14 protein-coding genes and 3 pseudogenes are annotated in these 20,097 nt (G+C 58.8%); 3 read left to right on the forward strand and 14 right to left on the reverse strand.

Features of this window, described 5'->3' with window-relative positions; genetic code table 11:
• Nucleotides 1-4 precede the first annotated feature (4 nt).
• From OMP38_RS13935 to OMP38_RS13950, 4 genes are all read right to left on the reverse strand, one after another.
• Entirely contained in the window at nt 5-1,744 is a 1,740-nt protein-coding gene (locus tag OMP38_RS13935; protein WP_277565687.1) for a cache domain-containing sensor histidine kinase, read from the reverse strand.
• 808 nt (nt 1,745-2,552) lie between these two features.
• Nucleotides 2,553-3,014 carry a GNAT family N-acetyltransferase gene (locus tag OMP38_RS13940; RefSeq protein ID WP_277565688.1) on the reverse strand — a complete coding sequence of 154 codons (462 nt, stop codon included), beginning with the start codon at nt 3,012-3,014 and terminating at the stop codon, nt 2,553-2,555.
• A 206-nt stretch (nt 3,015-3,220) separates the two neighbouring features.
• Nucleotides 3,221-3,661 carry a carboxymuconolactone decarboxylase family protein gene (locus tag OMP38_RS13945; RefSeq protein ID WP_277566811.1) on the reverse strand — a complete coding sequence of 147 codons (441 nt, stop codon included), beginning with the start codon at nt 3,659-3,661 and terminating at the stop codon, nt 3,221-3,223.
• 54 nt (nt 3,662-3,715) lie between these two features.
• Nucleotides 3,716-4,675, reverse strand: coding sequence for a sigma-70 family RNA polymerase sigma factor (locus OMP38_RS13950; protein ID WP_277565689.1), 960 nt, complete (start codon nt 4,673-4,675; stop codon nt 3,716-3,718).
• 232 nt (nt 4,676-4,907) lie between these two features.
• Here OMP38_RS13950 and OMP38_RS13955 point away from each other — a divergent pair.
• A pseudogene (locus OMP38_RS13955) lies at nt 4,908-5,760 on the forward strand (NAD-dependent epimerase/dehydratase family protein).
• 185 nt (nt 5,761-5,945) lie between these two features.
• Here OMP38_RS13955 and OMP38_RS13960 read toward each other — a convergent pair.
• The 4 genes and pseudogenes from OMP38_RS13960 to OMP38_RS13975 form a co-directional block, all read right to left on the reverse strand.
• The gene (locus tag OMP38_RS13960) at nt 5,946-6,266 is read right to left on the reverse strand and encodes a histidine phosphatase family protein (RefSeq protein ID WP_277565690.1); all 321 of its coding nucleotides are present in this window, start codon (nt 6,264-6,266) and stop codon (nt 5,946-5,948) included.
• A gap of 140 nt (nt 6,267-6,406) precedes the next feature.
• Nucleotides 6,407-6,634 carry a helix-turn-helix domain-containing protein gene (locus OMP38_RS13965; protein WP_277566812.1) on the reverse strand — a complete coding sequence of 76 codons (228 nt, stop codon included), beginning with the start codon at nt 6,632-6,634 and terminating at the stop codon, nt 6,407-6,409.
• Nucleotides 6,559-7,414 (reverse strand): annotated as a pseudogene (locus OMP38_RS13970) (TrmH family RNA methyltransferase). The gene OMP38_RS13965 and the pseudogene OMP38_RS13970 overlap by 76 nt, the downstream one beginning before the upstream one ends.
• Entirely contained in the window at nt 7,401-8,075 is a 675-nt protein-coding gene (locus OMP38_RS13975) for a potassium channel family protein (protein ID WP_277565691.1), read from the reverse strand. The pseudogene OMP38_RS13970 and the gene OMP38_RS13975 overlap by 14 nt, the downstream one beginning before the upstream one ends.
• A gap of 169 nt (nt 8,076-8,244) precedes the next feature.
• On the opposite strand from OMP38_RS13975, the gene sspI reads away from it, so the two are divergent.
• A complete protein-coding gene (gene sspI, locus OMP38_RS13980) occupies nt 8,245-8,487 on the forward strand; it encodes a small acid-soluble spore protein SspI (protein WP_277565692.1) in 243 nt (80 codons plus the stop codon).
• 6 nt (nt 8,488-8,493) lie between these two features.
• Here the strand turns inward: sspI and OMP38_RS13985 are convergent, their stop codons facing one another.
• The 3 genes from OMP38_RS13985 to OMP38_RS13995 form a co-directional block, all read right to left on the reverse strand.
• Nucleotides 8,494-9,657 carry an alpha-D-ribose 1-methylphosphonate 5-triphosphate diphosphatase gene (locus OMP38_RS13985; RefSeq protein ID WP_277565693.1) on the reverse strand — a complete coding sequence of 388 codons (1,164 nt, stop codon included), beginning with the start codon at nt 9,655-9,657 and terminating at the stop codon, nt 8,494-8,496.
• Nucleotides 9,658-9,789: 132 nt separating this feature from the next.
• Complete coding sequence (locus OMP38_RS13990) at nt 9,790-10,950, reverse strand: Imm51 family immunity protein (RefSeq protein WP_277565694.1); 1,161 nt, start codon at nt 10,948-10,950, stop codon at nt 9,790-9,792.
• A gap of 368 nt (nt 10,951-11,318) precedes the next feature.
• Complete coding sequence (locus OMP38_RS13995; protein WP_277565695.1) at nt 11,319-12,410, reverse strand: Gfo/Idh/MocA family protein; 1,092 nt, start codon at nt 12,408-12,410, stop codon at nt 11,319-11,321.
• A 186-nt stretch (nt 12,411-12,596) separates the two neighbouring features.
• On the opposite strand from OMP38_RS13995, the pseudogene OMP38_RS14000 reads away from it, so the two are divergent.
• Nucleotides 12,597-13,528: pseudogene (locus OMP38_RS14000) on the forward strand (NAD(P)/FAD-dependent oxidoreductase).
• 291 nt (nt 13,529-13,819) lie between these two features.
• Here the strand turns inward: OMP38_RS14000 and OMP38_RS14005 are convergent.
• From OMP38_RS14005 to OMP38_RS14015, 3 genes are all read right to left on the reverse strand, one after another.
• A complete protein-coding gene (locus OMP38_RS14005; RefSeq protein ID WP_277565696.1) occupies nt 13,820-15,085 on the reverse strand; it encodes an S-layer homology domain-containing protein in 1,266 nt (421 codons plus the stop codon).
• Nucleotides 15,039-18,452, reverse strand: a complete 3,414-nt coding sequence (locus OMP38_RS14010) for a beta-galactosidase (protein ID WP_277565697.1) — start codon at nt 18,450-18,452, stop codon at nt 15,039-15,041. Before OMP38_RS14010 ends, OMP38_RS14005 begins: the two co-directional genes overlap by 47 nt.
• A gap of 195 nt (nt 18,453-18,647) precedes the next feature.
• Entirely contained in the window at nt 18,648-20,048 is a 1,401-nt protein-coding gene (locus OMP38_RS14015; protein WP_277565698.1) for an ABC transporter substrate-binding protein, read from the reverse strand.
• Between the last annotated feature and the right edge of the window lie 49 nt (nt 20,049-20,097).

Below are 20,097 nucleotides of genomic sequence, written 5' to 3' on the forward strand. Positions count from 1 at the left end.
TGTTTTATTCCTGCCCGGGCGCCGGCTCGTTTTTGACGATCGGCATCGTCAAGCTGACCTTGGTGCCGAGTCCCTCGGCGCTGACGACGGTCAATCCGAAGCGCTCGCCGTAAAAGCTTTTGATCCGGTGGTTCACGTTCGCGAGTCCGATATGGCTGCCGCCTTCGGCCTTGCTTTGCAGCCGGTTCGCCGTCTCCAGCCGAAGCAGCAGCTCCTGGAGCGTTTCGTCCGTCATGCCTCTCCCGTTATCTTCTATGGAGACGGAGAGGTGATCGCCGCTCGGCAATATGATGACCTTGATCATGCCGGCCTTGCGTATGCCGTGTATGACTGCATTTTCCACGATCGGCTGCAGCAGCAGCTTCACGATCCGGCAGCTGCGCGCTTGCGGATCCACGATGAACTGCCAGCGCAGATCTTCCCCGTAACGGTATTTCTGAATGTTCAAGTATCGCTGCAGCTGGCTTAGCTCCTCCTCGACGGTCGCCTGATCGTTGCCGCTCGTGCTGTATCGGAAAATGTCGGCGAGCATCTGGGTAATGGCACTGATCTCCTTCTCCTTCTTCACCGAAGCGATACCGTCGATGACCGCGAGCGTGTTGTACAGAAAATGCGGATTGATCTGCGACTGCAGCGCCTTGATCTCCGCTTCCTTCTGGAGAATCTCCGCCTCGTACACCTTGTCGATCAACAGGTTGATGCGCTTGATCATTCGGTTGAAGCTGTTGCCGAGCACGCCGATCTCGTTGGTGCTCCTCAGGTTGACGAACACCTTCAGATCGCCGCCCTCGACCGCTCTCATCGCGGCCGCCAGCCGCTGGACGGGCCTGGATATGCTATAGGAGATCCACAGCGCGATCAGCGTCGCCATCACGAACAGGACGATGTCGAGACGGATGGAAAACTTGCCGACGGCCGCGATCCGCTCCATCAGATAGGAATAGGGGATCGCGCTGACGACGAACCAGCCGGTCGCGGTCGATTTCGCGTAGGTGACCATGAACTTCTCCCCGTCAAGCTCGGCGGGGAACATCCGCATATCGCCTTCCCCGGCATGAACGATCCGGGGAACAAACGCATATTCCGCCGGTTTGGTCAGCTTGCTTTTGCTCAGATGGGAGACGACCTTGCCGTCCTTGTCCATGATGAACACGAATCCGCTCGGACCCAGATCGATATAGGAGAACGTGTCCGCGAGCGCGAACTCCTTCGTCCCCAGCACGAGCGTCGCCATCACGCTGCCACTCGCGGAGTAGAGCTTACGGGTTAGTGTCGTAATGTATTCGTACAGCATGGAGGGACTCTCGTTCTGGATCGTTCCCCGCCAGTAGACCGGCTCCGGACGCAGCAGCGCCTGGGTGTATTCTTCGGACAGCTTGTAGTCGCTGGGCACCATCTTCTCCCCGGACGTCACGGCCAGCTCCTTGTCGGTCATGAGCAGCTGCGCGCCGACGATCTCCCGCTTGGAGCTTAGAATCTGTCCGAGCTTCTGCTTCAGCTGCTCCGCTTCCCGCTGCTCCGTCGCGGCGTCCGGCGCGTCCGCCATTCGATTCACCAGCTGCTGAATGTCGATCGACGAGACGATCTGCAGGCTGATGTCCTCGATGCCCGTCAGCAGCGCATCGAGCCTGCCTGCCGATTGCACCATGATTTGCTCGGAGTACAAGCCCGTTTTCTCTTCGATCCCCCGGTACGCGTTGTTATACAACAGATTGCCGGTGACGATCGCGGGAATGACGGTCAAGACGAGGAAAAAGATGAATAGCTTCCACCTTAAGCGACCGAAAAAAAGACCGGAAAAATCGGTTCCAATGTACGGAAAACATGGACATCCCCCCTCAGCCCGCTAAAGCCGCTATTCTGTATACGCTTACAACAAAACTTGTTCTTTATCTTAATTCATCAAGCTCCCGTCGAAAAGAGGTTTCGACTTTCCCCTCTTGGGCCAATGGGTCCGCCTCGTCTGCCTCATGCGACGTCGAAGTCGATGTCGTGCTGACGCTTATCCATCCTTGCGATGTTCTCTTCGCCAGTGCGCATGCACGTGAGAAACGTAAAAAAAAAGCTCCGCCTGCCAGGCTGAGCCAGCGTGTGGAGCGTTTGGGGGGAGTCACGAACACAAGAAGGCCGCTGTGAGTTGTATTTCACTTTGGCACAAAAACGACCGATTAGCATGTTATTGTAACGACCATTTGGCACAACTTGGAGCAACTATTTTCACAAGCTCCTGACTTTAGAGTCATGTAGGCCTTGTTGTTCATTATAATCCGTTGGCAAGCTTTGATATGGTAAGCTGAGGGGCATCCCCTTTAAGTTGTGCAGGTTGGGACCTATCGGGGGACCAACCATACATATAGCCAAAACAGCTGATAGTCAGCTGCAGGATTATTCATTCGAATCACTTGTCCGCCACGTAAAACTCCCGATACTTCAATGACTGAAGGCAGCTGATCGCGTTCCAGCTGTCTGCCTGTCAAGATTGAAATTACGTTCTCCGATAGCACAATCCTTGTAGAAACTACTATGACTTTGGCAATGAATTTATTGCCTCTCTAGGCCTTTAGAAAATAATGATAATATTCTTCATCTCTTTCATAGCCACTTTTTTCATAAATCCCTTGTGCTCTTACATTATCAATCGCTGTTGAGAGTGCTAATCCCTTGGCTTTGATGCTTCTTGCATAATCTTTTGCAGCTTCTAATAATGCCCGAGCAGTTCCTGCACCTCTAAAATCCGAAAGTACATACAGATCATTTAAAATGAAAGATCTTTGCATAGAAACTGAAGAAAATGAAGGGTACAGTTGAGTAAACCCGATTATTTTATTGTGATTCAGATCTTTAGCAACGAAGATAATGGATTCTCTGTGTTCAAATCGTTCAAATAAGAACTCCTTTGCAGCTGAAATATTTGATTCCTGATTGTAAAACATCCGATATTCATTAAACAAAATTGTTAGTTCATCAAGATCATCGATTGTCGCCATTGATATGAGAAAAGTACAACTGTTCATATAATTCAGTCCTTTATTTGTTTTAAGAATTAAACTTGAATTGTTGATTTAGCGGGGATTTGAATCGAAGAATCGGCAGCTTTTTAAAATAACTTTTAGACTGAAGCGTTAATAGATAGCAGCGGCAGCAAAGGACAAGAAAATAAAGTCCTGGACTGCCGCTGTTGTTATTCCTCTATCGTTCTCCAATAGTAGGATGCCATGGATTATGCCGGAGGGGTCAAGCCCGTCGTGATTGCGATGCGGTTCCACCCGTTGATTGTGATAATGGCAATCAGCAGCTCGCTGATCTCCTGCTGGCTGAAGTGACGGGCTGCTTCTTCGTACACGTCGTCCGGAACGTGATTGGATGCGACCAGGGTGACGGCTTCCGTCAACGCCAGCGCCGCGCGCTCTTGCGGGGTGAAGTAAGACGTTTCTCGCCAAGCGTTAAGCGTGTAAATGCGAACCTCCGATTCACCCAGCTTGCGGGCGTCTGTTGTATGAATTTGGAGACAGAAGGCGCATCTGTTGAGTTGCGAAGCGCGTATTTTTACAAGCTCCTTCAGTTTTTTGTCGAGACTTGCGCCATCCAGAAATTTTTCGAGTCCGACCATCGCCGTGAAAGCCGCAGGGTTAACCTCTTTCAACAACATTCTGGGTTCCATTGCCAATCACTCCTTAAATAGTAGTGCCGACCTGCTTGCATCGACTTTCGCTATCTAAGACCAAGCGGCGAATCGGTTTGTGACACCCTCAAGCTTGTCAGGGTTCAAAATAATAAAAATGCGCGAGATCCGCTTTTCCGCATCCCAACCGAACACCATGACCATGGCCGGCTGGCCGTCCTGGATAACGATAAAGCCGGGTTGGCCGCTCACGTCGACCGGCAAGAAAGAATCGCCCATCGTGCCTTTGCGCGCGTTACCGATAAAAAATGCTGCGATGCGCTCGCTGCCCTCGATCGGATTGATCGCCGCGCGAGCTTTGTCGCCGCCATCGGTTACGAGTACGGCGTCATGCGCCAGCATGTCCACGAGCGCGGACGAATTTCCGGTCTCGGCCGCCTGCAAGAACGCTTTGGCGATAGCCCATGCTTGTTCCTCGTTGCGCCGCATGGGATCGATCGCTTCCGCGCCGCCGCCTTCTCCCGCCAAGCCTTGCAGCTTTTCTTTTGCCCGACTGAAAATTTTACGGCAATTCGCTTCTGACTTCTGCACGATGTCCGAGATTTCCCCATAGTCGAAGTCAAGCGTCTCGCGAAGCAGGAAGACCGCGCGCTCGACGGCAGTCAGCCTCTCCAGCATAACGAGCATCACATATGTGATGTTCTCTTGCCGCTCGATGTAATGGGCAGGATTTCCGTTCTTTCCGGTTGCGGATCCGAGGGCTGCGGCCGCACCGCCGATCCCGCCATCGGCAATGGCAGGCTCCGGGAGCCACTGCCCGACATAGAACTCGCGGCGTTTGCGCGCGGATTGCTTCAGTTTCAAGCTTCTGTTGGTGACCATTCGAACCAAATAAGCTTTTTCGTGCGTAATGCTGCCGCGATCCACAGTCATTGCATAATCGGCCAGCGCATCCTGCACGATGTCTTCCGCTTCGCTTAAGGAACCGAGCATCCGGTAGGCGAGCGTCATCAGCAGAGGACGGTACGATTCGACCGCCGACATATCCAACATCCCTTGCAACTCCTTATCTCAATCGAATCTATTAAATTTCGAATGATAGGTTTTCATGTCCCGTTATTATACTGCTTCCTTCCATTATTCTGCTAAACCTTATCGAATTCCATACAGCTCTTCATACGATTTATTTGTTATTTTCCATTTAGTTTAGCGCTTGTCGCATCTTATGTCACAAATGCGATAACAAATGGGTCTTAAATACAAACAGTAAAGGAGGCAGTAACAAATGAAGATTTTAGTTGCTGGAGCAAGCGGCGTCATCGGGAGGGCGCTTATTCCGATGCTCGTACAAAAGGGACATGAAGTGGTTGGGCTAATCCGCAACCCGGAGCATGCAGAAAGCCTAAAAAAAAGCTGGAGCTTCATTCGTCCAAGCGGATGTATATGATCGCAAGAATCTGTTCAGCGTACTTGCCGAAACATCCCCAGAGGTGATCATTCACCAACTGACTTCGCTGCAGGCTATGGATCCGTCCGCCAATGCAAGAATTCGCGTGGAGGGAACGAGAAACTTAGTGGATGCTTCGCTCGCCGCTGGCGTTCGCCGGATGATCGCGCAAAGCATCACCATGACCTATGCGCCCGGAGAAGGGCCGGCAACGGAGGATTGTCCACTAGACTTTGAGGCTCCGGAACCGCAACTAACAAGCGTACATGGCGTTCATGCACTGGAAACCGCCGCTGCGGAAATGCCGGAGCATGTCATTCTTAGATACGGCGTGCTGTACGGTGAAGGGACCTGGTACGGTTCGGACGGATTGTTCGCAGAGCAAGTTCGAATGGGGAACTTGCCTGCTACTGACGGCATCACTTCTTTTGTTCATACAGAAGACGCCGCAGCTGCAGCTGTTTTGGCGCTGGAATGGCCCACAGGAACCTATAACATTGTGGATAGCGATCCGGCAGCGGGTACCGAATGGGTGCCTGTCTATGCGAAAGCCCTTAACGCTCCAGAACCCAAGACAATGCCAGGAAGCGTGAGAGGAGAACGCGGAGCGCTTAATACAAAGGCACTTCGGAATGGTTGGAGTCCGCGGTTCGCTTCATGGCGTGAAGGTTTCCCTAAGACGCTTCATTAAGCGACAGCTATAGAAAAAACAATGGATTCTGTTCAAGAAAGCGGAGATTTTTGATCTCCGCTTTTTTCTAATTTATTAAAACTGACAGAAGGAGCAATAATTGTCGGAAGTATAGCCCCCTTTATGCTCCTCCTGATCGAATTCGACGCTCATTATAAAATACAGTATTTTTCAAGTTCCCAAACTTAACTTTCGCCCGCTGGATAGATCCCATTATGTTTCTTATAATCCTTCATCAGCTCGATAATTTCTTCGATAGCCGGGGCTTGCCAATTATCAGGTGTCCACTCGTGCAAGTCAAATTCAACATGTAATGGAAGTCCCAATTTCCTGTTCATAATTGCAGCCGTTTGTAGGGAGCGAGTGTACGGAGAAGACAGAATCAAATCGCAATGCGCAAGATACGGATAACTGTCTATGAGTTCTTCAGCTTGCTGTGCTCCCCTATCTGTTAAAGGCACATAATCACGCATCGCACCTATTAAATTACGCTCATCTATTCTCAAGGCAACTGCAGCGGGACCGAAGGAGCTTAACACCTCACTGCCATCTATTATTTATTTTTCTCGGTTTAACACCTTATTTCTCAGTCTACAACTTTCATTTATCAGTACAAAGATAAAGACCCTCAAGAACATAAATGTCCTCAAGGGTCCAACTCATCAAAAAGCCAATTCGAATCAACTTGGAACCTCTTCCTTAATTCCTTTAAGGTTTCAGCAGATGGCTTGGTCTTTCCTTGCTCAATTTCGCTTAATCTTCCTTGTGATATTCCTATTTCGCCAGCGAAAGGCGAGTTTAGGCCAGCCGCTGGCGCTGCGCCTCGAACAGCAGCACCGTAGCGGCCATCGCAACGTTCAGCGACTCGGCATATCCGGTCATCGGGATAATAATCGCGCGATCGATCATCGCTTGTACGGCCGGAGACAGCCCCGCGCCCTCGTTGCCGAATAGCAGCCAGACGTCGCCGCCGGTCAGGTCGATCTCGTAGCAGGAAAGCTCTGCCTGCAGGCTCGTTCCGTACAGGACCGCCCCCCTGCCGCTTCGCTTCAGACAGCAGCTCGGACAGATCGGCCTCGACTGTCGGCACGCGGAAGAGCGAGCCCATCGTGGCGCGCAGCGTCTTGGCATTGTAAAGATCGGCCGTGCCCTTGCCGAGCACGACGGCCGAGGCGCCGCTGGCCGCCGCGCAGCGCACGATCGTGCCGACGTTGCCGGGGTCCTGCACGCCGTCGAGCACGACGACGGGACCTCTGCGCTGCATGGCGATCGGGTCGTTCGCGCCGCTGCCGAAGAGCGCGGCTTCGTCTGCGTTTCGCTTCAGCGCCACCGCGAATACCGGCTGCGGCGACTCGGTCTCGCTGCACTTCTCGATGATGTCTGGCGAGACCGGGACCCACGCCGTCATCGCGGCAGGCCCATCGCCCGATCCGGCGCGCTCCGCGTACGGCATCAGCTCCTCGGGCAGGCCGTATCCCTCGTCGAAGACGACCGCCTCGAGCGGCCAACCCGCTTCGAGCGCTTCCTGGACCAGATGGACGCCCTCCAGCTTGAAGCGCCCGCTCTGCTGCCTATATTTGCGCTCGGACAGCTTGGCCCATCCCTTTACGCGTGGATTGGCGACGGATGAGATCGCAGGTTCAAAGGCTGGCATAGGCTTGCTCCAATTGGGTCAGCTGTCCGTTGTTGCCGACGATGACGAGCACGTCGGTACGCTGCAGCGGCTTGTCCGCGCGCGGCGTCACGTCCATCTTTTCCCCGCCGTGCTTGATCGCCATGACGTTGCATCCGAATTTGACGCGAAAGTCGAGCTCCCTCAGCGTCTTGCCCGCCATATTCGAAGGCACCTGCAGTTCGACGATGCTGTAGTCCGGAGAAAGCTCGATATGCTCGATAATGTTCGGCGATATTAAATGATGCGCGACCCGCAGCCCCATATCCCGTTCGGGGAATACGACCTTGTCGGCGCCGATCTTGCTCAGCACCTTGCCGTGAAGCTCGTTTTGCGCCTTGACGATAATTCTCGGCACGCCCAGGTCCTTGAGGATCAGCGTCGTCAGGATACTCGCCTGGATATCTTGTCCGATCGCGACGACCACGACGTCCAGATTGCGGATGCCGAGCGCCTTCAGCGCTTCCTCGTCGGTCGAATCCGCGGAGACGGCGTGCGTGACCACGTTGGCCATATCCTGCACGCGCTCCTGGTTTTCGTCGACCGCGAGCACCTCGTATCCCATTTTCGCCAGATACTGCGCGACGCTTGCGCCGAAGCGACCGAGACCGATGACGGCGAATTGCTTTTTGCCCTTGGCCATGCCGAAGGTTCCTCCTCGTTGCTGCCTTGCCGGCTTCGCTTTTCGTGTTTTCCATTATAACACGGACCCGCGCGCCGGATAACCGCCATTCGGGACGGAGACGCTATAGGGGCGGCAGGCCCGGTCACGCCCCGGTCTGCGGACGACCGCTTCGAGGAGGATCAGAGCCATGAACATCACCCTGCGAGAAGCCATCTTCAAACGCGTCGAAGGCAAGAGCAAGGCCGAGCTCAGGGCCACGATCGAAGATTCGATCGGCAATGCCGAGGTAACGCTGCCCGGCATCGGCGTGCTATTCGAGATGATCTGGACCCATAGCGCCGAGGAAACGCGCGAGCAGCTGGTCAACACCTTGCATGCCCAGCTCGCGGCGCGAACCCAGGGAGCGGAAGGCGTGCACTCGCCCTCCTGATCCCCTTTATATCCGGTAATCCCTCGTCTGCGACACGACCGTCCCTTCGACGATCGTATCGGTGACGACCGGCACGCCGCCGATCGTACGGACGACGAGCAGATCCGCAAGCTTGCCGGGCTCGATCGTGCCGACGTTAGCGGCTTGCCCGAGCGCCGCAGCCGGTTCGAGCGATGCCATCCGCACGGCCTCATGGAGCGGAATGCCACCGGCATGCATGGCGAACAACGATTGAAGCAACGACGCCGGATGATAATCGGAGCAAACGATGTCGGCGGCGCCGGCCCTGACGGCATCCATCGCCGTCAGGTTTTTGTCGTGGGAACCCCCGCGCACGATGTTCGGAGCGCCTACGCATATTTTCATTCCTTTTCCCGAAGCGTATGCGGCCGTCTCGAGATTGAGCGGAAATTCGCTGATCGAAGCGCCGTACGCCATCGACCGGTCCGCCTGCTCAGGCGTATCGTCATCATGCGAAGCGACGGCGATGCCGTGATCCCGGGCCAACGCGGTAAGCCGACGCAGCTTATCCCAATCGATCAGCGCCCTGCGCGCCTGCAGTTCCTCGACGATCCGCTCGCACTCCTCCGCGTCGACGCCCTGATTTTTCATGACGTATCGCTCAAAAGCGCCCGGACGGCGATATTGACCTTGACCCGGCGCATGGTCCATCAGCGATAAATAATCGATCTGCCCTTCGCGAATCAGACGTTCGGCGAGCGGGAAGCCGGTTAGGTGCGACACTTCGTAACGAAGGTGCACGCGATGGCGAATCATCGACCGCGCGCCGCTAAGCCGCCGGATCGTCCCGATCATCTCCGACACGAGATGCTCGCCCCTCAGGCTAAGGCCCACGCCGAGCGACAACGAATGGTACATCGTCGTAATGCCATGTCCGGCGAGCTTGCGCTCGAATTGCAAAAACGCCATCTCCATCGGAAATAGCGTATTCGGGCGCGGCTCGACCTCCTTTTCGATCGCGTCGCAGTGGATATCGACGAGGCCCGGCATCACATAAGCGCCTTCCGCGTCGATGGTCGTCAGGCTCCCGCTCGGGACCGTCCCGCCGCCTATGCTTGCGATACGTCCGTTTTCGACGAAAATATCAGCCTGCTCCACGCTTCCGCGCAGCACGATTTTGCCATTACGAATCAACAGCCTTTTTTCCATTGCCAGCTCTCCCCCGACATTACAATAAGAATAGTATTCCACAAACGCCCTCGCAGGAGCAACATTGGGAGTTCGATGGGGAGACTATGCGGTTGCGGCGCAATTGGCCGTTTTCGAGCCTATGCCGAGTCGTCAGTCCAATTCGGCCCGGGAGAATAGGTCCCGGATCAGCACGTCGTCCTCGCAGGCGGACTTAAAGGCGTGGGCGAAGCGGACGATCGCCTCCCGGTCGCCGGAATAAGCGCTGAACATGCCCGCCTCGGGATCGAACCGGACGATGCCGGATAGTTCAGGCATTCGCTCCTCCAGGAACACGGCAGCCAGCGAAGCCCAATCGTAGCCGCTGCCTTCGAAGCCTTCTTCCTCCCGCAAGCGGAACAAATCCTGCTTGTAAATGCCGGCGCTCAAAAAGACGGAGGTGCTATCGCCGTGCCGGACGAGCTTAAAGGGAGCCAGCTCCGTTTCGATTTCGGTCTCATGGCCGCCCAGCTCCGCGAGCGACGTCGTAAACTGGCCGGCGGGCACGCGCAGCAGATCCTGCTCCGTATCCGCTTCCGAAGTGTCGTACGTATCCTCGTTTACCAGCCCGCGGATAAAATCTTCGAAGTTCGAAGCCAGAAAGGTGATGCGGTAATCCCGCTCCTGATCGACATGTACGACCTGGGGCTCCCCTTGCGGTCCGCAGCCGCGGTAATCGAGCATGACAACGTCATGGCCGGCGGACGGGCAGTCGCAAAATACGACGCCGATGTCGGGATAGCCCCACTCTTCGATCATGAACGGGCTTCCGAACGCTCCGCACAGCGAATAGTCTTTGTCCTTGCCGATCCCCATGATGCCCGTTATCGCGATATGATCGTCCGCCCAGGAAGTCGCCTCTTTCGTCGGAAAACACGTGTTGCGCGGAATGCCTCCGTTTTGCAGCTTCATCAGGTGAATATACGAGGCCGGCAGCTTGTAGCCCAGCTCCTCCTCCACCTCGGCGATCAGCTCGTCTGTCGGCGGATCCGATACAAAGGCTTCGCGCGCATAATCGCTGTCTTCCCAAAAACAGGAAAAGTCCAATGGCTCGAAAGGCACTCCGGAGAAGACGCGGGTCGGCATCGGCTTGGCAAGGAGCCGCTCGGCTTCCGTACGGCTCAATCGAAGCAGCTTTCTCGCCAGCTCATCCGAAGGATCCAAGCGGATCGCCTGCTCGAATGCCGCAATCGCCTCCTCGTAACGATCCAGATAGTAGTAGGAATATCCGGTCCGAAAATGCCACAGCGCGTCCGCGACGCCCTGCTTGGCCACCGACAGCAGCAGCGTCAGCGCCTCCTCGTAACGATCGAGGTTGTTGTAAGCTCTGGCCAGGTGGCTGATAATCGCGTAGTCCCGCTCATCCGGGGGGGGATCCGTTCGATCGCGTCGACGATTTTGCCGTAGTCCCTCTTGCGATGCCAGTCATTCAGTTGCTCGTTCAAATCTTTGGCCACGTTCGGCACCCTCCGATATGTACGAATTGGGATATTTCAAAATAGAATCAATTGAATTTACCCAAATTTTACATGTTTCTATTACGGTTGGCCATTTCGGCGGCATTATCCTCGTAGATCATACGAAAAAGCCCGTACGGCTTTAATCCGTACGGGCTTCTACTGCTCAGGGCATGATCGGCAGCCTTACTCGAATCCGCCTTCAGGCATGATCGCCGGACGCTCGGCGAGCGGCTCGAGCGCGATGTGCCGGTCTTCGGCAGACGCCTGCAGCAGGCCGTTCATCGTCTCGAGCACGTGCAGCGCCAGTCTGCCGGATGCGCGATGCGGGCGGTTCTCGGCGATGGCGCGCGCCATGTCGATGACGCCGATGCCGCGCATGTTGTCGTCATAGCCGAACGAGAGGGATACATCCTCGTAGTCGCCGCCCGGCTTTTTGAGCTTGACGGGACCGCCGAACGTATTCGGGTCTGGTACGCGCAACGTGCCTTCGGTGCCGTGAATCTCGATCATGTTGGTCAGATTCGTGCCGGCCGCGACGTCGAAGCTCGTGATCAGCGTGCCTACCGCGCCGGACGCGAAGTCCAGAACGCCAGCGATATGCGTCGGCGTCTCGACAGGGATGCGCTCGCCCTTCTTGGACCCGCTGCCGACGATGCGCTCCGGCAACGAAATCGCCGCGGATGCGGTGACGCGGCGGATACCGCCGAGCAGGAAAATGAAGGCGGTCAAATAATACGGGCCCATGTCGAACAGCGGGCCGCCGCCCTTTTGGTAGAAGAACACCGGATCCGGATGCCAGGCTTCGGGACCGCTGCCCATCATGAAGCCCGTCGCCGCGATCGGCCGGCCGATCGCGCCTTCGTCGATCAGCTTGCGGCAGGTCTGAATGCCGCCGCCCAGGAACGTCTCAGGCGCGCAGGCGATGCGCAGTCCCTTGGACTCGGCCAAAGCGACGACGTCGCGGCCGTCCTGGAGCTCTACCGCAAGCGGCTTTTCCAGGTAAACGTGCTTGCCCGCTTCGAGCGCACGGCGGCTGATCTCGGCATGCGAAGCCGGGATGGTCAGGTTGACGACGATGTCGATCTCGGGGTCCGCGAGCAGCTCCTCGACCGTATATGCTTTCGGCACGCCGAACTCCTGCGCGCGCGAGCGCGCACGCTCGACGTCGATGTCCGCGCACGCCACGACTTGCACATCGGACGAGGCCGTAAGGTTTTTCAAGTAGATAGCGCTGATATTGCCGCAGCCGATCAAGCCGATCCGATTTTTGCTCACGCTTATCATCATACTCCTTCGCGATTGGGTTAATCGCTTCCATTATAACGCTTGCCGCCCACGCATTGTTGTCCGTTTCTTGTTCGATTTTGGGTCGCGCGCAAAAAAACGATTGCATAATGCACCGACCGTCCGCTATAATCATGGATATTAAGAATCTATGATATCACCAAAAGGAGCATGCACATGGATCAGTTATTGGATGCGGCGATCATCGGAGGCGGACCGGCTGGACTGAATGCGGCGCTCGTGCTGGGGAGAGCCAGAAAAAACGTAATCGTGATCGACGAAGGGCTTCCCCGCAATCGCGTCACGCACGAGTCGCACGGATTTTTGACGCGAGACGGGATCAAGCCCGACGAATTCAGACGTATCGCCGTCGAGCAGATCGGCGCATACCCTTCCGTCCGGTTCGTCGCGGATATCGCCATCGAGATCGCCGGAGCGGACGGCGACTTCAAGATCGCGACCAAGAAGGGCGATAGCTACCGCGCTAAAAAGCTGCTGTTCGCCGTCGGCAAAAAGGATCGGCTGCCCGAGATCGAGGGCTTGATCGACGTATACGGAAAAAGCGCGTTCGTCTGCCCTTATTGCGACGGCTGGGAGCTGCGCGATCGAGAGCTTGCCGTCATTGCCAAAGGCGAACACATCTTTCATTATGCCAAGACGATCCATGGCTGGTCGGACCGTATCAGCTTGTTCACCAACGGTCCGCACGAGCTGACGGACGCGCAGCGCGAGGAATTGCACGTACGGAACATTCCGCTGCATGACGGGCGGATCTGCCGGATCGTCTCCGAGAACGGCATGGTTAGCCGGGTCGAGCTCGAAGACGGCCTCTCGGTTCCCTGCGCCGGCATTTTTTCGCGCCGACGCTGGTGGCCGGCTCCGACCTGCCCCAAGCGCTCGGCTGTGAGCTGACCCCGACCGGCAGCGTAGCGGCGATCGATGCAATGGGCAAGTCGAGCGTGCCTGGCGTGTTCGTCGCCGGCGACATCGCGACCGAGATGAATCAGCTCATCCAGGCCGCCGCCATGGGCGCGATGGCCGGCGCGGGCATCAATTCGGAGTTGCTGGCGGAAGCCTGGGAGGCGCGGGGACAAGTAGCGCAGGGCTGAACCATGCGGGTGTTTTCGATAGCCACAGGCGCTATCGCGCAAAAGTATATCATCGGCGGCCAGCCTGATGTTTTTTTGCAATCTATCTCGCAAAAGCGCTCGTTAGTTCGCCTCTCTGAGCGAGATCCCCTGCTTTCTGGGTAAAAATCCTGCACTTTTACGCGATAGCCAAGCCGACCGGAGGTTGCACGTCTCGATCGCGCACTTTTACACGATAGGCGGTCCACGCCTCCCTCGCCAAAATAAAAAAGAACCGTACCGCGAAGGTACGGCTCTCTTCAGTTGGATCGCTTAAATGGACAGCCACCGCGAGAGCATGGCGGCCGCCTGCGCCCGGCTGACGATGCCTGCAGGCGCGAGTCCGATGCCCGGCAGTCCGTTCAGCAGGCCGTAGTCGATCGCGAACCCGATCGCCGGCTCCGCCCACGGCGCAGTCGCTCCGGCATCGGCGAATGCGGACCGGTCTTGGGCGGACGTCGGGACCGCCTCGCCAGGATGCGCCGCTTCGTATGCGCGAAGCAGCATGACCGCCGCTTCCTGGCGCGTGATCGGATCGGAAGGCCCGAAGCGGCCGTCGTCTCTGCCCTGGAGGATGCCGAACGCGGCAGCCGCGCGGACCGCTGGAGCATAATAGGCGTCGGCCGGGACGTCGGGGAAGGCAGGCGCGTCCGCCGTCGGCGCAAAGCCCGCCGCCTTGGCGAGCATCGTCGCGAACTCGGCCCGCGTCACCGCGCGGAGCGGCTCGAACCGGTTCCCGCCGACGCCCTGGACGATATGCTTCGCCGACAGCGACTTGATGCCGCCCGCGGCCCAATGTCCGGCATACACGTCCTCGTAGCTGCGGTCGAGCGCCAACACCGCGTACACGCTAAAATGCTTGACCGTCGCCGTGACGACATCGCCTCGGGCCGCACCGCCGACGTACTCAGGCGCTCCGACGCCCGGAATCGCATAAATGCCCGTCAGCGTCCGATCCGCGCCTCCAGCCAGCTCTAGCGTCAGCTTCAGACCTTCGTCGAATTGGTGAAGCGGCGTCTTGACGCCGGCAGGGCTCCGTACGCCGAGCTCCAGCTCGTACGCGTCTCCCGCCTGGCGATAGACCGCGCTCGCCGTCGAAGCGGCCGCCAGCGTCTTCGCCGCCGCTTCGCCCCCCGGCCGCCTGACGACATAAAGCTCGCCGCCCTGCCAGCCGCCGGCCCCGCGAAGCGCGGCAAGCTGCTTCAATACGCCCGGCGGCAGCTCGAGCGAGAAGCCGCCGTCCGCGAAGGCGAGCGATTCGCCGAGCGCGAACGCCGCATCCGCCGGCACCCGAACCTCGGTCTTGCCGGCTGCGATCGCGACCGTCGCCTTGCCGCCGGCCGGCGCAGGCAGCGACGCGACCTGCTGCACCTCATCCGCCGTCGGCGTCGGCTGCGGAGATCCGGGCGGCGACGGCGGCGCCGACGTTCCCGCGATCCGGATCGTATCCAGCGCCGACCAGTCGTCTCCCCGGTCGCCCTCGATCGCGAACTTAATGCCCGGCTTGCCGGTATCCGGATCGAGGATGCCGACCAGCACCCGGTATTCGCCGCTCGCGAGTCCTGCCGGGATATCCAGCGGCAGCGTCGCTTCGTAATCGCCCGGCAGCCAGCCGCGAATATCGACGCCGCTCGCCTTCGTGACGCTCGACGCGACGATCCGTCCGTCCGCATCCGCCAGCGCGACGGCGACCGGCCAGTCGTAATAAAAAAGGCGCGACGCCTTTGTTTGTCCACTGCGTCTTCACTTCGATCTTGTCGCCCGCAGATGCTTCGCCGTCGTGCTTCACGGCATTAAATACATACCGGTAGCCGATCGTCTTGCGGAACGTGTCCATGTTCTCTTGAATTTCCTGCGTGATCCCGCCCTTGCCCACTTCGTAGTCCAACGGCGCGGACGGCCCCAGCCACGACGTATGGGACAGCCGCGCTTCCCGGAGCGATTCGACGATGCTGCCGTCGGCGAGCGAGAGCAGCGGATTGCCGCTCGTGAATTCGCCGCCGGAGAAGCTCGTTTTCCAGAAATCCGGCATCTTGGACGCCGCCTGCGCTTCGGCCGCGCTCTCGCCCGGTTCGATATACAGACCGATGTCCGACCAGCCGTCGCGAATCCAGCTTAGCCAGGACTCCGTCGAGCCCTTGTCGCCGAACACGTCGTTGAACAGCCCGAGGCCGTTTGCCGCCGCGATCGGGAACGGCTTGCGCATGCCGAGCAGCTTGTGCTTGAAGCCGTCCAGATAGTGTTGCACGTACCGGTCGGATACGGCGACGTTCGGAAACTTGCCCGACAGCGGCTCCGGGTAGTTGTGAAATTCGCCCCAGTGGCCGAGCGAACCGATCTGGACGTAGGCAATGCGCGGATCCTCGTCGTAGCGGGCGGCGAGCGCTCCGATCATCCGCTCGTGCTCCTCGAGCAGCACGGGAAGGTTGTAGTTCGGCGCGAAGCCCGCGCCGATCTCGGACGAGTCGTACCATTTGCCCGCACCGTCCGCGGAGCCCGCTTCCTCGACCAGCTCGTCGTACAGCCAGTCGGGAATGTCTTTATGCGCCGGATCCGACGTCGGCGTGTCCATCACGATACGAAGATTGATTTTTTTGCCGAGGCTCGCCCAGTATGCGAACTGGTACTTTTCCTCGATGCCCGCCCAGTCGAACTCGCCCTTGACCGGCTCGAGCTCCCGCCAGCTGATGCCGGCATATACCATGCTGTGCGACTGCGCATAGGGCTCGCCGAGCGCCTTCTTCGGCACGTCCCGCGCCCAGGCGACCCAGCCGGTGTACGGATTGTTCAGCACTTCGAACGATTCGCGCGGATAGTAGACGCCCGCCTCGGACGGCTGCTCGGCCAACGCCTGCACCGCCAGCATCGGCCGGCCGACGCCGGGCAGCGCCAATACGTTTTTCGCCGCATAAGCGACCTTAAGCCCGCTATCCGTCGTTGCCCCGATCTGATCCAGATAGAGGTAGACGAGATCGTTCCCCGCATCCGGCACGTTCTGTACCTTGCCCGACGCCGTCCAGCCCGCGCCGTCGAATCGATAAAGCGTGTTGCGAGACACTTTATAATCGATGCCGCCGCCCGGCCAGCGCGCATCCTGCAGACCGGTCGCGCCGTCCCCGTCGGCATCGATGAAGTATTCGTTCTGCGTGTTCAGACCGCTGCCCTGCGCCAGCAAGTACAGCTTCTCCCGGTCGCGTAGCGCGCGCAGCCGAATCGAGCCGCCGCTCGACGCCGCCTTGTTGTCGACGTCCGACCAGTCGCCGTCCTGGCCGTCGACGGCGATCTGGGCGCCGCGTTCGGACAAGGCGGCCGGATAGCGCGCGGCGCCCGATGCCGCCGGCGCATAGTCGGCGCCGACGCCGAGCGCGACCCGCACCGTAGAAGAAGCCTCCCAGCCGCTCATGTCGACGGCCGCTTCCAGCACGCTCTCGCCGGCCGGCGCGTATACGCTCGACACGACGCTCTCCGCGGCGCCGAGCGCCTCCCAGCTCCAGCCGCTGCCCGTACTTTTGTATGCCGTGCCGTTCTGCACCAGATAATCGGCGCCGGTAGCGGCGTATTGCCAGCCCTGATGACCGGTCTCCGGATCGTTGTCCGCGTCGATGAACAGGTTTTTCTCGCCAGACAGGTCGTAGCCGTGCGCGAGCACATACAATTTGTCGTTTTTCACGAACGCCGACAGATCCCGGATATTGCCCGTGCCGGTCGCGATCGGACGGATGCCAGACCACTCGGCGTCGTTGCCGTCCGCCGTCACGCGGGGCAGCGAGGGCACGATCTTCGCCGCTTGGGCGGCCGGTGCCGGCGCATACACCTCGCCGACGTTAAAGCCGATATATAGCGGCGCGGGGGCCGCCATTCCGAGCTCCCCGAGCGGGACGGACATCTCGATGACTTTGCCGTTGCCCGAGCCGGACGCCGCGTACTGGACGCCTTCCGCAGCGAGCTGACTCCAGCCCCAGCCGCTGCCGGTGCTGGCGTACAGCGCGCCGTTTTCCGTCATGTAGTCGAAGCCGTAATCCGGCCACAGCCAGTTCGTCGTGAAGCCGGTGTCCTTGCTATGGTCCGTATCGATAAAGACGTCGTTCCAGTCGCCCATCCTGCCGCTGACCATGACGCTCAGCGTGTCGCCGTTCGCCGCGGCGTACAGCTTCGTGAGCCCGTCCGCGGACACGGCGACCGGCTCCGAGCCGGACCAATCCGCCGGATCGCCGTCGACCGCGATGTCCGGATCGGGTCCGAAGGCGGCGGCTTCGGCCTCGACGGCCAGCATCGGCTTGCCCGCATCCGGCAGGAACGCGTTGGCCGCCGGCTCGGCATAGGCCGCCTTCAGCGGGGCCGAAGCGGTCAAGCCCAGCAGCCCGATGTCGACCGCCGCCTCGGCGATCGCGCCCGAATTGGCGTACGCCGCCGTACCGGCCGGCATCCATGCCCCGTCCGCATATCGCTGGACCTGCGTGCCGACGATCCGGTAATCGATGCCGGTCGCATCGCTCCAAGCCGCCTCCTGCGCGCCTGTCGCCGAATCATCGTCCGCGTCGATCAAGAAGACGCCGCCGGGATCGACGGCAGTCCCCTCGGCCAGCAAATACAGCATGCCGCCGCGCTGCACGCCCTTCAGCAGGCTGAGCGCGCCTCCGCCCGCCGTCTCGTCCGCCGCAACGGCATCCCATTCCGCCGGCGCGCCCGTGAATCTCGCATGCGCCGCCAACGCCGACGCCTCCCCCGCCGTCGCTGCCGTCGCCCCGCCGACTATCGGCGCCAGTCCTGCGGCCAACGTCAAAGCCAGCCCCGCCGACAGCCATCGCTTAAGATGCGAGCGCTTCCTTTTCATGCCATTGTCCGCCTTCACTCCGACATCCATCTCCATTCCATCATCCACCTTCATTCCGTCATCCAGCTTCATATCCCACGCATCCTCCTTCATCCCGTCTGCCAATCGCTTTAAAAGGCAAAAGAAAAGACAATGGGTTCTGCAGGCTTTGACAGACTGAATCAAAGTGAAGTGCGGTTCCCATTGTCTATGCGTTATACGTATTGCTCGTGGTATGCCGTTCGGACCGGCGGACTTCACGTCAAGCGTCCGCCGGCGCTTATTGTCTTACTTGCCGTAAAGCGACCCGATCTCCTTCACCGCGGCGTCAAGCTCGCCTTTGCCGGACAGCGGCGGCGCGAGCTTTTGCGGAATGATTTCCCACAGCAGCTTTTCCTTGCCGTCGAAGAACGGCGCGGAGATCGCGTATTTTTGCGCATCGATGAACGTTTGCTTGTTGTAGCCCTCGTCTTTGGCAAGGTACGTTTCCGCGGCCGCCTTGTTGGCCGGGATCGACTGGCCCTGCTGCGCGAGCGCGATCTGTCCGTCCGGACCGCCCAGCCAGCTCAGCAGCGCCCAAGCCGCCTGCTCATTTTTGCTATATGGGCTCATTGCGTTGCCTGCGACCTGTACGACCGTCTTCGTCTCCTTGAACTTCGGCGGCAGCACGGTGTCGAACTTGATGTTCGCCTTCGTGAATTCGCTGGCGGACCAAGAGCCCGCGAAGCTCATCGCGACCTTGCCCGTCGTCATCGTCAGGAACGGCTCCTTGGCGAGCGACTGGCTCTGGCTAAATGTCGGGGTTACGTGGTATTTGGTGATGAGATCGCGATAGAACTCGAGCACTTGCTTCGCTTCCGGCGATTCGAGACCGAGCGACTTGTCGTCGTTCACGAGTTTGCCGCCGTTGGACTCGATCTGCGGCTCGAGCACGGAGTCGGCGGAGCCGGCGGCATCTACGGTCAGACCCCATTGCACGATATTTTTCGCGTCGAAGTCCGCATCCGCGGCCGTCTTGCCGTTTTTGTCGAGCGTCATCTTCTTGGCGATGTCGAGCGCCTGATCCCAGGTCAGCTCGCCCGCCGGATAAGCGGCGCCGGACGGATTGGTCTTGGGGTCGTCGAACAGCCCTTTATTATCGTAGAGCACGATCGTGTTGGCGTCGCGCGGCAGCGATACCTGCTTGCCGTCGACCTGGTGGGCGGCCAGCACGCCGGGCTCGAAGTTGCTCGTATCGAAGCCGGAAGAAGCGATCAGGTCGGTCAGATCCTTCATCGCGCCGATCTTGGCGTATTTGTCCACGTAGGCGTAGCTGATCTTATAGACGTCGGGCAGGTCCTTGGCCGCGGCCTGCGCCGTCAGCGCCGTCCAGTAGGTGCCCCAGTCCTTGCTGACGACTTCGACCTCGACGTTCGGATACTTCTCGCTGAAGCCCTTGAGCAGCTCCTTCGTCTGCTCGGTCTCCACGTTCGTACCCCATTGCGCATAGGTCACCTTGCCGGAGATATCCGACGCGGATGCGCCGGCCGATGCCGAACCCGACGCCGCCGGCGCCGAAGCGCTCGCCGAAGCGCTAGCCGCAGGAGACGAAGGCGCGCCTTCATTGTTGTTGCTGCCGCATGCCGCCAGACTCATCGTTCCGATCAGACTCAGTACCGCGAGCTGCACGATCCGTTTCTTTGTTTGCATGTTGAGCCCTCCTTGTACGTGGATGAATGATTGACCTGCCCCTTGATGC

Origin of the sequence: Cohnella ginsengisoli, from assembly GCF_029525555.1 — a bacterium.
Taxonomy (GTDB): Bacteria; Bacillota; Bacilli; order Paenibacillales; family Paenibacillaceae; genus Cohnella; species Cohnella ginsengisoli.